This is a genomic window from Nocardioides sp. Root240, assembly GCF_001428825.1.
Lineage (GTDB): Bacteria > Actinomycetota > Actinomycetes > Propionibacteriales > Nocardioidaceae > Nocardioides.
On the sequence record NZ_LMIT01000012.1, the window covers coordinates 28,072 to 42,617 of the forward strand.

Here is a 14,546-nt window from a genome sequence, read left to right on the forward strand (position 1 = left end):
ACCGGGGGTCGGTCGGCTACCGCGCGGCCGCCCCAGGAGCCACCGAACGAGGACCCACGGATGCGTCAGGAGAGCCCGTTCTCGGCCCGCTTCCGGTGCTTTTGGTCAGGAACTGTCGCGGCGGACGGGTAGGGCATGCTGGGGCCATGAGCACCCGGACCAGCGCGACGGTGCGCCCCCTGACCGACGCCGACCGCGACGCGGCGGCGGCCGTCGTCAAGGAAGCCTTCGGCGACGAGGGCACCACGGTCGTCGACCTCTGGGCCGACGTGGTCGCCCGGGGCCTGGTGCGGGCCGAGCTGGTGGCGACGGACGGCGACGAGGTCGTCGGGCACGTGGGACTCAGCCACGCCTGGCTCGACACCCGCAGCGAGCTCGTCGACATCGTGGTGCTCAGCCCGCTCAGCGTCCTGCCTGCCCACCAGAAGCGCGGCGTCGGCAGGCTGCTGCTCGCCGCGGCGGTCGCGCAGGCCCAGCAGCTCGGGGCGCCGGTGGTGGTGCTCGAGGGCGACCCCGGCTACTACGGGAAGCACGGCTGGCAGCCCGCGGCGACGTACGGCATCGAGGCGCCGTCGCTGCGGATCCCCCGCCCGGCCTTCCAGGTCGTCGCTCTGCCGGAACACGAACCGTGGATGACCGGGCGGGTGGTCTACCGCGACGTCTGGTGGGAGCACGACGCCGCGGGGCTGCGCGACCCGCTGCTGGCGCAGGTCGAGATGAGCCTGCCGGACTGAGGGACCTTGCTCAGGCGTCGTAGTCGATGCGCAGCGCGTCGGTCACGGGGTGCGCCTGGCAGGTCAGCACGTAGCCCTCGGCGATCTCGGCGTCGTCGAGCACGTGGTTCTGGTCCATCACGGCCCGGCCGAGCAGCACCTTGGCGCGGCAGGTGCCGCACGCACCCCCGGCGCACGAGTACGGCGCGTCGATGCCGGCCTGCAGCGCGGCGTCGAGGATCGACTCTCCCGCCGAGGACAACGACAGCCGGGACTCGACCCCGTCGAGCGCGACGACCACGTCGCTGACCACGGCCGGCCCGTCCGCCACGGCACCGGCTGCGCGCTCGACGTGGAACACCTCGGTCAGCACCTGGCCGCTGCCGGGCAGCTCCGCGAGCGCGGCGGCGACGTCGTCGACCATCTGCTGGGGCCCGCACAGGAACCAGGCCGCGACCGCGGCGGGCGCGTCGACGAGCTCGAGCACGCGGTCCGGCGTGATCCGCCCTGCCGGTCCGGAGCCCTCCTGGCGCGAGAGGACGTGATGGACGCGCAAGCGGTCGCCGTACCTGGCCACCCAGTCGTCGAGCAGGTCGGCGAACATCGTCGAACCGGTGGTCCGGTTGCCGTAGACGAGGGTGAACCGGCTCTCCGGCTCCTCCTCGAGGGTCGTCGCGATCGTCGACATCATCGGTGTGATCCCCGATCCCGCGACCACACCGACGTGGTGGCGACCCACGGCCGGGTCGAGCGCGACCTGGAAGGAGCCCGTCGGCGTCATCACGTCGAGGATGTCATCGACGGCGAGCTCCTGGTTGACGTACGTCGAGAAGGTGCCGCCCTCGACCTGCTTGACGGCGACGCGGAGGGTCCCCGCCGACACCGGCTCGACGAGCGAGTAGCTGCGCCGCACGTCGGCTCCGTCGATGACCGCGCGCAGGGTGAGGTGCTGGCCCTGCCGGTAGCGGTAGGCCTCCACGAGGTCCGCCGGGACGTCGAAGGCCACCGCCACGCTGTCGGCGGTGAGCCGGTCGACCGACCGCACCCGCAGCGGGTGGAAGACGGGCCGGTGGGCAGACCCCTCTCCGTCATGGCCGATCTGCTCGGGCAGCCCCGACCGCTGGTCGGTCAGCTGGTCGGTCAGCCGGCGCCAGGTGCGGTACTCCGACGGCGTCAGCGACCGGCCGAACCAGGTCGAGATCGCCGCGTTGCGGTCGAGGTAGGCCTGCTCGTTGCGGCGCCAGGCCCGGACGTAGCGGTAGAAGGGGATGCTCGGGTGCAGGTGGTGCACGAGGTGGTAGTTCTGGTAGACGAACAGCGGCGTCAGCAGGCCCTCGCCGCCGACCCGGATCCGGGTCGCTCGGTACTTGTCCTCGCGCTGGGTCACGGTCAGCCCGTGGTGCGGCAGGTAGTCGAACCACCAACCGAGGACGAGGACGCCGAAGCGCTGCGGCACCAGGAAGAGCCAGACGAGCTCGTTGCCGTACCCGGCCGCGACCAGTCCCCCGAACGCGGCGGCAACGACGAGGAAGGTGGCGACGGTGGCCACGACCTCGGCGCGGGGGCGCTCGCGGACCCGGCGCAGGTAGAACACGACGTACCAGAGGTCGACCGTCGCCCACCGCAGCGGCAGCTGCCACCACGGGCCCTCCTCGCACCACCCGTCCGGGTCGACGGACTTCGGCTCGTTGGTGTTGCGGTGGTGCTCGATGTGGATGAACTTCACCAACGGGTACGTCGCCCACGGCACCACGAACGGCACCGACAGGTGTCCGGCCAGGTTGTTGAGCCGGGTGTTCGTGCTGACCGCGTGGTGCGTCGACTCGTGGAGCACGCTGAACATGAGGAAGGTGACGGCGGCGCCCATCGGGACGGTGGCCCACGGCGTCCAGTCCCAGGCCAGGCGTGCGGCGACCTCGATCGCGAACAGCACGAAGGTGGCGACGTACAGACCCATGGTCGGCCAGGCCACCAGGGGCACCCGCTCGCCGGGGTCCGGCAACCCGCGAACCGGCGAGGCCGAGATGGGGGCACCGGGGACGGTGGCAGCGCGGCTCGAGGTCTCCATGAGGTCAACCGTAGGTACGCCGACGGGCGCGGGGCCTTGGACTCCGGAACAGGAAACGGAGGCCCGGACTGGGCCTGGGCACCTACGACCCGGACCGCCCCGCCGCGCACACTCGTCGTCGACCTCAACGCCGGCCGGAGCCGGCTCGAGCCGATCCGAGGAGCTCTCCATGGCCCGCAGCACCCCACCGGCAACGCGCACAGCGGCGTCCACCTCGTCCATGATCGAGGTTCGGAATCCCGCAACGGGCCGGGTGATCGACCGCGTCCCTTCACGCACGCCCGACGAGGTCGCCCGCGCCGCCGCTGCGGCCCGGGCAGCCCAACCGGCATGGGAGCAGCTCGGGTTCGAGGGCCGGGCGCGCGTGCTGCGCCGGATGCAGCGATGGATCGTCGCGCACACCGACGAGATCGTCTCGACGATCTGCGCCGAGACGGGCAAGGCCTACGAGGACGCGCTGTTGGCGGAGATCAGCTACGGCGCCGCCGCCTTCGGCTTCTGGGCCGAGTCCGCGCCGCGCTACCTCGCCGACACCAGGATCCGCTCGCGCCAGCCCCTGGTCCTGGGGAAGCGGCTGGTCCAGCGGTTCCGCCCGATCGGGCTCGTGGGGGTGATCGGGCCGTGGAACTACCCGCTGACCAACTCCTTCGGCGACTGCATCCCCGCCCTCGCAGCCGGCAACGCGGTGCTGTTGAAGCCGTCCGAGATCACCCCGCTGACGTCGCTGCTGCTCGCCCGTGGCCTGCGCGAGTGCGGGCTCCCCGACGACGTGTTCACGGTCGTGACGGGCGCCGGGCAGACCGGTGCCGCGCTCGTGGACGAGGTCGACATGGTGATGTTCACGGGTTCGACCGCGACCGGCCGGAGGGTCGCCGTCCAGGCCGCGGCGCGCCTGGTTCCGGTGTCGCTCGAACTGGGTGGCAAGGACCCGATGATCGTGCTCGCCGACGCCGACATCGAGCGGGCGGCCACGCACGCGGCCTACTACGCGATGCTCAACTGCGGTCAGACCTGCATCTCCGTCGAGCGGTGCTACGTCGAGGCGCCCGTCTACGACGAGTTCGTCGCCGCCGTGACGGCCAAGGTGCGCGCCCTGCGCCAGGGCGTCCCCGGGGGACCCGGCACCGTCGACGTCGGGTCGCTGACCTTCCCGCCGCAGGTCGACGTCGTCGACCGCCACGTCCAGGACGCGCTCGCGCGCGGCGCGCGGGCACTGACCGGTGGGGAGCGCCCGACAGGACCGGGACTCTTCTACCCGCCGACCGTGTTGGTCGACGTGGACCACGACATGGCGATCATGCGGGAGGAGACCTTCGGTCCGACCCTGCCAGTCATGCGGGTCCAGGACGCTGCCGAGGCGATCCGCCTGGCCAACGACTCCGAGTACGGATTGTGTGCGTCGGTCTTCGGCCGCGACCTGGCCGCGGCCGAGGCGGTCGCCCGCCGCCTCGAGGTCGGCGCGGTGTGCGTCAACGACGCGGTGGTCAACTACACCGCGCTGGAGCTTCCGATGGGCGGCGCCAAGCCGGGGTCCGGGATCGGGCGCCGGCACGGGCGCGACGGCATCACCAAGTACTGCCGTCAGCAGTCCCTGCTGGTCTCCCGCTGGCACCCGCGCCGGGACGTGCACACCTACCCGTACCGCCGGACGCGGACGCGCCTGCTCGCCTCAGCCCTCCGGCTGTTCAACCGCGGCCGCGCCTGACATCAGGTAGGTGTCGTAGCAGCGCAGCGCGACGTCGATCTCGGTGGGCGAGTCGGACAGCCGTCGTCCCATCAGCTCCTCGGCACGCTCGATCCGGTAGCGGACGGTGTTCTTGTGCACCAGGAGGCGCTTGGCGGCCACGTCGACGCTCCCGGACGACAGCAGTGCACGGAGGGTGGCCCTGAGCCGGGCGACCTGCTCGTCGGTGGCGGAGAGTCTGCCGAGGGTGCGGTGCACGAAGCGACGCATCTCCTCCCCGCTGCCGACCAGGGTGAGCAGCTCGACGTCGGCGAAGTAGGTGACCGGTCCGGAGCCGCTCCCGTTGCCGACGAGACTGACCCGCTGGGCTGCGAGAGCCTCGCTGTGCGAGGAGCGGAACCCGTCGATGCCCGGCGACGAGGAACCGACAGCAGCAAGGATGTGGTGATCCTCGAGCCAGGCGCCGCACTCGGCGAGCAGGGTGAGATCGGGTTCTCCCGTCGAGCTGATCCAGGCCCAGAGGTCACGTCCTCCCGGATGGACCACGAGCGGCTGCCGCAGGCCCAGGGCCGTCGTCATCACCTGGGCCGCCTGCGGGAGGTCGGCGATCATCGCGTCGTCGCGGGTGTGCAGCAGGATCGCCGTCTGGTACGCCGAGAGGGGGTGGCCACCGAGCCGCGCCGAGGCCTCACGGGGATCGCGGAGCGTACCGCCGAGCACGGCCCGCACGACCTCCAGGCGTCGCGCCGCGTCGCCCTGCCGGATCCGTTCGACCTCGGCCTGGAAAAGAGCCACCGACTGCTGCACCGAGTGGTCGAACCAGGTGCTGGACCGCGTCCAGAAGTGCACCAGCGCATCGGCCTCGTCGACCGCGTCCGACGGCCGCTCCCGGACGGCGTTGGTGATGAACTCCCACACCGCCTGCTCGCCGGAGGTGTAGATGTCGAAGATCACCGTCAGTGGGTAGCCGTGCTGCGCCGCGACGATCGGGACGAGGCGTGCTTCCTCCACGAGGTGGAAGGTCTGCACCGGCTGGCCGAGGTTGGCGAGGAACGCGCGCCAATGGGCCTCGCAGGCATCACGGATGACGTTCTGCACCGCCGGGTCCTGGCGCACCTGGTCGACCTGGTCGACGATCCGGCCGTGGACCTGGTTGACCCATCGCTCGGTCGCCTCGCTCTGCGACTCGGTGGTGACGAACTCGGCGACCCAGTTCCGCAGTTCCCGGTTCGCCCAGACGTCGCGCACTCCACTCACGTGCCCGCTGCCTCCTCAGACCGGCCGGAGGCCGGCGATCCTCCAGTCGTCGCCGACCGGCAGCATGGTGACCTCGACGCGGGAGCCGGTGACCGTCGTACCGCCCTGGGAGGCGGTGGTGGTCTGGGTCAGGAACAGCAGGACGACGACCCTGTCGCGGTCCCCGCGCACGACGCCGGCGGCGCTGACCTCGGCGCGGGTGCTGATCCTGCGGGCCTTGGCCTGCGGGGCGACGACGTCCTCGAGGATCTGGCCGTAGTCGCTCGTGAAGTCACCGGTGGTCTGGGCGCGGGCGTCGGCAAGGTCCTCGTCGAGCGTGGCGGCGTCGTAGCCGAGCAGCTCGGGGACCCGCTTCTGGGCCGCGGCCAGGGCGTCGGTACGGGCGTCGGCGTCACCGGTCGCACGATGGGCCTGGACGCCGCAGAGGATCGCGGCGGCTGCCGCCAGCAGCACCAGCCCGGCGGCGACCAGGCGGGCCCCCCGACCCGCGCTGGCCGCCGTCCCCCCGGGAGGGCTCTCGTTCGTCTCCACGGTCATGGACCGGGCCTCCTTCTCGAGGGTCGCCCATCGGGGTCCCCGCGAAGTTGTTCGCTGGAGGAGCGAAGCGGGGGAAGCGGAGAACTTCGTGGGGTGGTTCATGCCACGAACTCGAGTCCGGAGACGAGCCACGTGCCGTCGGTCCTGAGGAGGTCGACCTTCAACCGGTAGTTGCGCGGCTCGGCCTGCTTCGTGCTCTTGTTCCTCACGGTTCCGGTGGCCGCGACGATGACGGTCGCCTTGTCCCCGGACAGCTTCGTGACGCCGGTCGACACCGCCTCGCCCCGGGCGTCGACCTTGTTGGACGCCAGCGCCTTCTGCAGCCGGGCCGCCTGGGACTCCAGCTCGGTGCGGAATTCGGCGGTGGCCCCGGCGAGGAGCTTCTTCATGGCGGCGTCGGACGTCGAGCCGCTGATGTCGATCAGACCCTCGACCTCCGCGCTCGCAGCGGCGGCGGCCGCCTCCTGGTCGTCGGCCCGGTCGCCGGCATCGCGCCAGGCGAGCGCGCGCTCGCCGGCCACGAGCAGCAGCACGACGACCACCAGGCCCACGGCCGCGGTCTGCCAGGAGAACCGCACGAGCGACCTCATCGCGTCCCCAGGGGTGCGAGCACGAGGATCTTCCACAGGTCGTCTCCTTGGTTCTTGCGGGCGGTTCGGTCAGTCAGGTCGATCGAGTCGTCACCGCGGCCGACGGCGAGGTCGTAGGCGACCGTGCCGCGCGAGCCGGGCCAGACGCCACCGCGGAAGGTCAGGCCGCACGCGGCCGGGGTGGGCCCGCGGAGCGTCGAGCTGGGACAGGGCAGGTTGCGCGCACCGCGTACGGCGGTCGGGTTGTCCGGTGCGAGCCGACAGTGCGCGAGCCGGTCGACCGGCCGGGTCTCGGTGATCCGCGGGCTGCGCCGCTGCTGGGCGGGCAGGTAGCCGGACTGGCACGTCGGCGGGTTGTTCAGCGCCGCGCGCAGGTCGAGCTGGACGTCACCCTCGGCGGCGCGCGGCTCCAGGACGGTCAGCGCCCGTGCGACCAGCGAGGGATAGACCACGAGGGTCTGGCGGACCTGCGGCAGGTAGGTGTTGAGCACCTGCGCGTTCGTGGTCAGGTTGGCCAGCATCATCGGCAGCACCGGCTGCAGGTCGGTCACCGTGCGGGTGGCGGCGTCGAGGCCACCGGGCGCGTTCCTCAGCAGCGCGCGGAGGTCGGCACTGTCGTTCCTCGCCAACGCCCCGGTGACGTCGTCGAGGGAGTCGGCGTACGCCTGCGTCCGCGGGGCGAGGTCGGCCTGGGTGCCCAGGACCGGCTGCAGCGCGGCGATCAGCGAGGTGGTCGCGTCGATCTGCGACTGGGCCTCGGTGAGGAGCTTGCCCGAGGAGTCGACGAGCTCGTTCAGCTCCGGCCCGGCTCCGCCGAGGCCCTCGTCGATCTGGTCCAGGACGGCCTTGGTCTCCTGCTTCGGGACCGACTCCAGGAGCCGGTTGACCGAGTCGAGGACCGGCGTGATCTGGGGCATGTCGACCGCGCGCTCCCGCGGGATCTCCGCGCCCTGCGACAAGGTCTCGCCACCCGAGCCGGACCTCGTGGGGTCGACCAGGTCGACGTACTGCTCGCCGATCGCCGACGTGCTGTGCAGCTCGGCCGAGACGCCGGCCGGGATGTCGGTGCCGTTGTCGATGCGCAACGTCGCGACCGCACCGGTGTCGGTGACGTCGAGGTCGGACACGAGGCCGACCTTGACGCCGCGGTAGGTGACCGCGGCCTTGGGGTAGAGGCCGCTGGCGTCCTTGAAGTCGACCTTCACGTCGTAGACGCCGACGCCGAGCATCGCCGGCACGCGGGCGTAGTGGATGAAGGCGAAACCGAGGGCGAACGTCGCGAGGACCGCGAAGATCCGCAGCTGGCGCTTGATCAGGGGTGTGAGCAGCATCGGCGGGTCCTAGCAGATTCCCAGGATCCGGAGCAGGCACGGCTTCGGTTCCTCGGTAGGGGTCGGTACGGACGGTTCCTCGGTGGGCTCCGGGCCGTCGGACGGGCCGTCGGTCGCGCCGCCGGATCCGGACGTCGGCGCGTCGGGTGCCTGGACCAGCGGGTTCTCGACCGGGTCGCCGGCCTGGAGGGCCGGGGAGAGACCACCCAGCCAGGTGTCGGCGAGACCGGCCGCGCTGAGGTCGATGGTCGCGAACAGGTTGGCGTAGTCGCCGCGCAGCGCCTCGCTGGCGGTCATCGCGGGGAACGGGATCGTGATGCCGATCTTGAGCGCGTCGGGAAGGGAGGCACTGACCCGGCCCAGGCGCGAGAGGATCGGGCCGAGCGCGTCGAGGTTGGCGAGCAACGCCGACTCCGAGGCCCGTACGACGCGGACGGCGCGGTCGCCGGCGCGACCCGTGTGGGTGAGCGCGTTGACCAGGCGCGCGCGCTCGGTCTCGAGCACCTCCAGCCCGGGCGTGATCCGGTCGATCGCGGTGGCGATCGTCGTCTGGTCCTCGCGGAGGCCGGCACTGAGGCTGTTCAGCGACTCGAGTGCCCGCACGATCTCGCCCTTGTTGGCGTCGAGGACCGCGAGCAGCTCGTCGGCGTGCCGGATCAGGCCGCGGGTGTCCGGGACCTTGTCGCGCAGCGCGGTGGAGAGCTCGCCGGTGATCGTGCTGATCTGCGAGAGACCGCCGTTGTTGAGCAGCAGCGCGACGGCACCGAGGACCTGCTCGGTCGCCGGGTAGGTCCCGGTGTGGTCGACGCCCAGGTCGGCTCCGTCGGCCAGGACGCCGGAGCGCGGCCGGGCCTCGGTGGGCGCGGACACCTCGACGTACTGGGCGCCGAGGAGGGTCTTCTGCCCGATCGAGAACATCGCGTCGGTCGGGAGCTCCACGCTGTCGAGCAGGTGCAGCTTGACGACGGCCTCCCATCCCTCGACGTCGATCTCTCCGACCGTGCCGATCACGACGTCGTCCTTCTGGACGGTCGAGTTGGGCACCAGGTTCTCGATCTGGTCGAAGTGGACGGTGACGGTGTAGCCGTCGTCGCCGACCGCGACCTGGCCCGGGAGGGTGTTGTCGTTGGGCTGGATGTCGCAGGCCGAGCCGAGCAGGCCTCCGGCGAGCAGCATCGCGGCGAGCGCGCGGGTGCGGGCGGTGGTCACTGGGTCCCTCCGAGGTTGTCGACACCGACCAGCCCGAGGAGCGGCTGCAGCGCGGCGGTGCACTGCTCGCTGGTGCCGCCGGCGCCGAGGATCGCTCCGCAGAGCAGCTGCGCCGCGCTGTCGAGGCCGCTGAGGGTCGCCCGGCCGGTGATGGCCTGGTTCTCGATGGTGTTGCTCAGGTCGACGATCGCGTGGGGCGCGACCTGGAGGACGCCCGCCAGCTCGTTGGACCTGTCGGCCAGGGTGGCCGCGAGGGTGTTGAGCTCCGTGACCGACTCCTTGATGCGGCCGCGGTGCTTCTTGAAGTACTTCTCCACCGCCGGCAGCAGGGCCGCGAGGTCGCGGAGGGCGCCGCTGAGGTCCGTGCGGTTGGCGGCGAGCACCCCGCTCACGTCATCGAGCTCGGTGGTGAAGCCGCGCAGCGCGCCGTCGTTCAGGGCGAGGTTCTTGGTGAAGGTGTTGAGGTTCTCGATCGTGCTGAAGAGGTCGGTACGGCCGTCGGACAACGCCGTGGCCGCGCCCTCCAGCTCCGAGATCGCCTGCCTCAGGTCGGTCGAGTTGCCGTTGCGCAGGCCGTGCTCGATCGCGGTGATCGCCTCGGCGAGCGGGCCGTCCTTCTTGCCCCGGTCCGGCCCGAGCGTGGTGGCCAGGTCGGTCAGCTGTTGCTTCACGTCGTCGAAGGTGACCGGGACGGCCGTCTTCTCCAAAGCGATCGTGGCACCGTCGCTGAGCTTGTCGCCGCCGGTGTAGACCGGCTCGAACTGCACGAACCGCCCGCTGACCAGGCTGGGCGAGACGATCGCGGCGTGGGCGTCGGCCGGGATCGGCTGGCCGGCGTCGACCTTCATCGTCACGTAGACGCCCTCGGGCCTGTTCTCGATGTCGGTGATGTCGCCGACCCGCACACCGAGCACCTTCACCTCGTCGCCGACGTTGAGGCCCTCCGCGCTGCTGAAGTACGCGTGCACGGTGGTGCTGCCCGCGTCACGGTTCCAGGCGAAGGCGCCGACGACGAGCGCTGCCACGACGAGCAGCGTCAGGATCCGTCGTCCGGTCAGGAGATTCTTCATCGCAGTGCTCCGGAGATGATCGGGGCGAGAGTTCCGGGCGAGGTGAGGTTCTGGATGTAGGCGTCGAACCAGGGGCCGGTCGAGATCGCCTCCCCGAAGGCCGTGGCGTAGCCCTGCAGGCCGACGATCGCCGCCTGCAGGTTCGCCTTGTTCCGGTTGAGGACGTCGACGACGCCGTCGAGCTCGTCGAGCGCCGGGCCGAGCACGTCGTCGGTGTCCTTGAGCAGCACCCGCAGCTGGGCCGACAGCTCACGGGCATCCGCCAGCAGGCCGGTGACGACCTCCTGGCGGGAGTCGAGCTCGCTGAGCAGTGAACGGCCCGACCCGAGGAGCGAGGCGATCTGCTGGTTGCGGCTGGCGAGGACGTCGGTGACGCCGTTCGCCCGTGCGACCAGCGAGCGCAGCTCGTCGTCGTTGGAGGAGACCGCCCGCGACAGTGCGGTGATGCCCTCGAGCGCCGGCCCCAGGTCGGGGCTCGAGGCGTTGAGCGTCCTCGACGCCTGGTCGAGCGCCGCGGCCAGCTGCGACTTGTCGATCGCCGCCGTGGTCTCGGTCAGCTCGTTGAGCGTGCTCGTCAGGTTGTACGGCGAGGAGGTCCGCTCCACGGGGATCCGCTCGCCCGCCTGCAGGTCGCCGGTGCCGCGCGGCTCGAGCTCGACGGCCGCCCGCCCGAGCAGCGTGATCGTGATGATCCGGGCCTCGGTCAGGTCACCCAGCTCCACCGAGTCGTCGGTGAGCACGATGTCGGCGGTGACGTGGTCTCCGTCGATGCCGACCTCGCGCACCTTGCCGACCTGGGCGCCGGAGATCATCACCGCGTCGCCGCCCTTGAGACCGCCGGCCTCGGCGAAGTCGACGTGCAGGACGTCGCTGTTGCCGATCAGCGGCAGCTTGTTGATGTTCATCGCCGCGGCCACGACGAGGATGAGGAGCAGTGTCCCGATGATTCCGCGGACCGCGAGCCGGTCAGGGGTGATGTCGCGACTCACTTCTTGCACCTCGGCGTGTCGGAGTAGATCCACGGCGTGAGGACCGGCTGGCCCTTGGTGAGCCCGGTCTGGATGCGGACGCCGCAGAGGAAGAAGTTGAAGAAGTTGCCGTACGACGCGGTGTTCTGGATCTTGTCGTAGTGGCTGGGGAGCTTCTTCAGCAGCGCGTCGAGGGCGCCGGCGTTCTTGTTGACCCCCCGCGCAGACACCGCGAGCCCCTGCAGGTCGGCGCGGAGGTCGCCTCGCGCCCGGGTGACCAGCGTCGAGGTCCGGTCCGCGAACGCGCTGATCCGCGCGGCCGCGTCGAGCACCTGCGTGTCCTGCTTGTCGAGGCCGGTCAGCAGGGCGTCGAGCCGGTCGAGCAGCAGCCCGACGGTCTGCTTGCGGTCGTCGACCGTGCCGAGCACGCTGTTGAGGTTGCGGATCACCTGGCCGATCAGCTCCTCGCGGTTGCCGATGGTCGTGGTGAACGACGCGACGTGGTCGACGAGCGTGGCGACCGAGGCCTGCTGGCCCTGGAGCACCTGGATCAGCTGGCCGGACAGCTCGTTGACCTGGGTGGGGCTGAGCCCGGCGAACAGCGGCTTGAAGCCGTTGAGCAGGGTGTCGAGGTCGAGCGCCGACGCGGTCTGCGCGGCCGGGATGGTGCCGCCGACCGCGAGCTCCTCGCCCCCGTCGGCGCCGTCCTTCTCACCGCGGGTCAGCTGGACGACACGGTCGCCGATCAGGTTGCGGTACTGGATCGTGGCCTTCGTGCCCGTGGTGAGCTGCTGCCCGCGTCGTACGTCGAAGGTCACCAGGACCGTGTTGTCGGCCTGGACGTCGATCTCCTTGACCTTGCCGACGTCGACGCCGGCGATGCGCACCTCGTCGCCGACCGCGAGGCCGGACACGTCCTCGAAGACCGCCTTGTAGGCGTCCCGGTCGCCCGGGCGCACTTCTCCGGTGACCACCGCGACCCACACGGTGAACACCGCGGCGACCGCCAGGAAGGCACTGAACTTGATCAGGTCGTTGCGCTCTCGGCGCTTCTCCGGACTGATGCGATCTGGACGACTCATCGCAGCTGCGCCCCTCCCTTGATCAGGCCGAGCAGGGTGTCGAGCACGGCCTGGTCGGGCGTCGGCTGCGGGCCGACGTACGGGTTGGCACCGGTGTGCAGGCTCGGCGGCTGCTGGTCGGCCTCGGCCTGCGTGATGACCGGCAGTCCGTAGCACCGCGGTCCGCGGTCGTCACCGACGAGCGGCAGGTTGTCCCGGTAGGTGTACGGGTCGCGGCCGGGAACGATCCGGGTGATCGTCGTGACACCCGGGTGGGTGCCGCCGACGGCGGCCTCCGCGAGCGCGTTGGTCCGCGCCAGCCCGAGCACCAGGCAGGGCAGCTCGGGTGAGTAGCGGTCGAGCACCTTGGTCACCGGTCCGAGCAGCTCGAGGCTGGTGACCAGGCCCCTCTCCGAGCTGCGGAGCAGGGTGTCGGCCTGGTCGCTGAAGCCGGTGAGGCTGCGCTCCAGCGCCCGCAGCGAGGCCTGCTGGCGGACCACGGTCGCGGAGATGGTCCCGGCCTGGGCCAGCGTCGCGACCAGGTCCGGCCGGGCAACGGCGTACACGTCGGCCACGTCGTCGGCGACCCGGAGGTCCGCACTCAGCGTCCGCAGGGACGGGTTGAACGAGCGCAGGTAGGCATCGGTCTGCGAGATCAGGTCGCCGATCAGCTGGCCCCGCGCGTCGAGCGCGCCGGCCACCGCGGTCAGCGCCGAGTTCACCTCGGCCGGGCGGGCGACGTCGAGCACCTTGGTGAGGTTCTCGAAGGCCTCGTCGACCTCGACGGTCACCTTGTCGGCGGGGATGACCGCGCCCGCCTCGATCGACGGGCCGCCGCCGGCGTCGGCGTCCACCGGGGTGAGCTGGACGTACTTGGCGCCGAAGGCGGTCGGCGGCACGATCTGCGCGGTCACGTCGGCCGGGACGCGGTCGACCTCGTCCTTGTCGATCTCGAGGGTGATCGTGACCTGCTGGCCGTCGGTCGCGATGTCGCCGACGCTGCCGATCTCGACGCCGCGCAGCTTGATCGGTGCGCCCGACGCGAGGGTGAGGCCCGCCCGGTCGGACTGGACGGTGACCTCGACGGTGTCCTCGAAGGCCCCGCGGTACTTGGCGATCGTGCCCGCGACGAGTGCGACGATCAGCGCGATGAAGACGAAGCCGTAGACGACCTGGCGGTCGATCCGGTGCGAGTGCGTGCCCGGTGAAGTGGTCATCGCGCGCTCACCCCGCGATGTGGACCGACGGTCCACCCCAGATGGCGATGGCGAAGATCAGGTCGATGAACATCGTGCAGATCAGTGCCGAGCGGACCGCCTTGCCCACGGCCTTGCCCACGCCGGCGGGACCGCCGGAGGCGCGGAAGCCGTGGTAGCAGCAGATCGACACGATGACGAGCGCCATCAACGCCACCTTGATGATCGCGAGGAACAGGTCGCTCGGGATCAGGAAGGTCTCGAAGTAGTGCATGTAGGTGCCGGGCGACTGGTCGTAGCCGACCGTCACGACCAGGTACGTCGCCAGCCAGCACATCATCAGCGCGATCGCGAACAGCGGCACGACGGCGATCAGGCCGGCGATGATGCGCGTGGTCACGAGGAAGGGCACCGGGTGCACGGCCATCGTCTCGAGCGCGTCGATCTCCTCGCTGACCCGCATCGCGCCGATCTGCGCGGTGAAGCCCGCGCCGACCGTCGCCGTGAGGGCGATGCCGGCGATGATCGGCGCGACCTCCCGGGTGTTGAAGTAGGCGGAGAAGAAGCCCGACAGGGTCGAGACGCCGATGTTGTCGAACGAGGTGTAGGCCTGCAGGCCGACCTCGATGCCCGAGGCGGCGGTGAGGAACCCGATCACGAGGACCGTGCCGCCGATGAGGGCCAGGGCGCCCGTACCGAGGGAGACCTCGGCCAGCAGCCGCACGACCTCCTTCGGGTAGTGCCGGAGCACCCGCGGCATGTGCGAGTAGGCGTCGCCGTGGAACCGGAGCTGGTCGCCCAGGTTGCGCAGCGCAGTGGTCGGCTTCGCGAGGTGCCGACTGACGTCGGTCCGGCTCATCGC

General features: G+C 71.1%; 13 protein-coding genes. 2 read left to right on the forward strand and 11 right to left on the reverse strand.

Translation table 11 applies throughout. The features are described from left to right. Positions 1 to 146: 146 nt before the first annotated feature. Positions 147 to 734 carry a GNAT family N-acetyltransferase gene (locus ASE20_RS16540; RefSeq protein WP_082612504.1) on the forward strand — a complete coding sequence of 196 codons (588 nt, stop codon included), beginning with the start codon at positions 147 to 149 and terminating at the stop codon, positions 732 to 734. A 10-nt stretch (positions 735 to 744) separates the two neighbouring features. On the opposite strand, the gene ASE20_RS16545 is transcribed toward ASE20_RS16540, so the two are convergent. After that, the gene (locus ASE20_RS16545; RefSeq protein WP_056895687.1) at positions 745 to 2,781 is read right to left on the reverse strand and encodes a fatty acid desaturase; all 2,037 of its coding nucleotides are present in this window, start codon (positions 2,779 to 2,781) and stop codon (positions 745 to 747) included. A gap of 220 nt (positions 2,782 to 3,001) precedes the next feature. Here ASE20_RS16545 and ASE20_RS16550 point away from each other — a divergent pair, with 220 nt between their 5' ends. Continuing rightward, positions 3,002 to 4,486 (forward strand): aldehyde dehydrogenase family protein, encoded by a 1,485-nt coding sequence (locus ASE20_RS16550; RefSeq protein ID WP_225869124.1) that lies wholly within the window; start codon positions 3,002 to 3,004, stop codon positions 4,484 to 4,486. Here ASE20_RS16550 and ASE20_RS16555 read toward each other — a convergent pair. The 10 genes from ASE20_RS16555 to ASE20_RS16600 all read right to left on the reverse strand — a co-directional run bounded on the left by ASE20_RS16555 (position 4,451) and on the right by ASE20_RS16600 (position 14,543). Next, complete coding sequence (locus tag ASE20_RS16555; protein WP_157538531.1) at positions 4,451 to 5,722, reverse strand: PucR family transcriptional regulator; 1,272 nt, start codon at positions 5,720 to 5,722, stop codon at positions 4,451 to 4,453. The genes ASE20_RS16550 and ASE20_RS16555 overlap by 36 nt on opposite strands. Before the next feature lie 15 nt (positions 5,723 to 5,737). Next, positions 5,738 to 6,259, reverse strand: a complete 522-nt coding sequence (locus ASE20_RS16560; protein WP_056895690.1) for a hypothetical protein — start codon at positions 6,257 to 6,259, stop codon at positions 5,738 to 5,740. 98 nt (positions 6,260 to 6,357) lie between these two features. Beyond that, the gene (locus ASE20_RS16565) at positions 6,358 to 6,849 is read right to left on the reverse strand and encodes a hypothetical protein (protein ID WP_056895691.1); all 492 of its coding nucleotides are present in this window, start codon (positions 6,847 to 6,849) and stop codon (positions 6,358 to 6,360) included. Continuing rightward, a complete protein-coding gene (locus ASE20_RS16570; RefSeq protein WP_056895692.1) occupies positions 6,846 to 8,180 on the reverse strand; it encodes an MCE family protein in 1,335 nt (444 codons plus the stop codon). The genes ASE20_RS16565 and ASE20_RS16570 overlap by 4 nt, the downstream gene beginning before the upstream one ends. A 9-nt stretch (positions 8,181 to 8,189) precedes the next feature. Then, positions 8,190 to 9,389, reverse strand: a complete 1,200-nt coding sequence (locus ASE20_RS16575) for an MCE family protein (protein WP_056895693.1) — start codon at positions 9,387 to 9,389, stop codon at positions 8,190 to 8,192. Further along, on the reverse strand, positions 9,386 to 10,459 hold the full coding sequence (locus tag ASE20_RS16580; protein ID WP_056895694.1) for an MCE family protein: 1,074 nt from the start codon (positions 10,457 to 10,459) through the stop codon (positions 9,386 to 9,388). The genes ASE20_RS16575 and ASE20_RS16580 overlap by 4 nt, the downstream gene beginning before the upstream one ends. Next, positions 10,456 to 11,448 (reverse strand): MCE family protein, encoded by a 993-nt coding sequence (locus ASE20_RS16585; RefSeq protein ID WP_056895695.1) that lies wholly within the window; start codon positions 11,446 to 11,448, stop codon positions 10,456 to 10,458. The genes ASE20_RS16580 and ASE20_RS16585 overlap by 4 nt, the downstream gene beginning before the upstream one ends. Beyond that, positions 11,445 to 12,509, reverse strand: a complete 1,065-nt coding sequence (locus ASE20_RS16590; RefSeq protein WP_056895696.1) for an MCE family protein — start codon at positions 12,507 to 12,509, stop codon at positions 11,445 to 11,447. Before ASE20_RS16590 ends, ASE20_RS16585 begins: the two co-directional genes overlap by 4 nt. Continuing rightward, positions 12,506 to 13,705 (reverse strand): MCE family protein, encoded by a 1,200-nt coding sequence (locus ASE20_RS16595; RefSeq protein ID WP_056895697.1) that lies wholly within the window; start codon positions 13,703 to 13,705, stop codon positions 12,506 to 12,508. The genes ASE20_RS16590 and ASE20_RS16595 overlap by 4 nt, the downstream gene beginning before the upstream one ends. A gap of 7 nt (positions 13,706 to 13,712) precedes the next feature. Next, a complete protein-coding gene (locus tag ASE20_RS16600) occupies positions 13,713 to 14,543 on the reverse strand; it encodes an MlaE family ABC transporter permease (RefSeq protein WP_157538579.1) in 831 nt (276 codons plus the stop codon). Positions 14,544 to 14,546 lie beyond the last annotated feature (3 nt).

What these genes read in the sequence shown, in the direction of transcription:
- ASE20_RS16550 (WP_225869124.1), top strand. Translation starts at nt 3,002, where the DNA reads ATGATCGAGGTTCGGAATCCCGCAACGGGCCGGGTGATCGACCGCGTC.
- ASE20_RS16600 (WP_157538579.1), bottom strand. Translation starts at nt 14,543, where the DNA reads ATGAGCCGGACCGACGTCAGTCGGCACCTCGCGAAGCCGACCACTGCG.
- ASE20_RS16595 (WP_056895697.1), bottom strand. Translation starts at nt 13,705, where the DNA reads ATGACCACTTCACCGGGCACGCACTCGCACCGGATCGACCGCCAGGTC.
- ASE20_RS16580 (WP_056895694.1), bottom strand. Translation starts at nt 10,459, where the DNA reads ATGAAGAATCTCCTGACCGGACGACGGATCCTGACGCTGCTCGTCGTG.
- ASE20_RS16570 (WP_056895692.1), bottom strand. Translation starts at nt 8,180, where the DNA reads ATGCTGCTCACACCCCTGATCAAGCGCCAGCTGCGGATCTTCGCGGTC.
- ASE20_RS16560 (WP_056895690.1), bottom strand. Translation starts at nt 6,259, where the DNA reads ATGACCGTGGAGACGAACGAGAGCCCTCCCGGGGGGACGGCGGCCAGC.
- ASE20_RS16540 (WP_082612504.1), top strand. Translation starts at nt 147, where the DNA reads ATGAGCACCCGGACCAGCGCGACGGTGCGCCCCCTGACCGACGCCGAC.
- ASE20_RS16590 (WP_056895696.1), bottom strand. Translation starts at nt 12,509, where the DNA reads ATGAGTCGTCCAGATCGCATCAGTCCGGAGAAGCGCCGAGAGCGCAAC.
- ASE20_RS16545 (WP_056895687.1), bottom strand. Translation starts at nt 2,781, where the DNA reads ATGGAGACCTCGAGCCGCGCTGCCACCGTCCCCGGTGCCCCCATCTCG.
- ASE20_RS16565 (WP_056895691.1), bottom strand. Translation starts at nt 6,849, where the DNA reads ATGAGGTCGCTCGTGCGGTTCTCCTGGCAGACCGCGGCCGTGGGCCTG.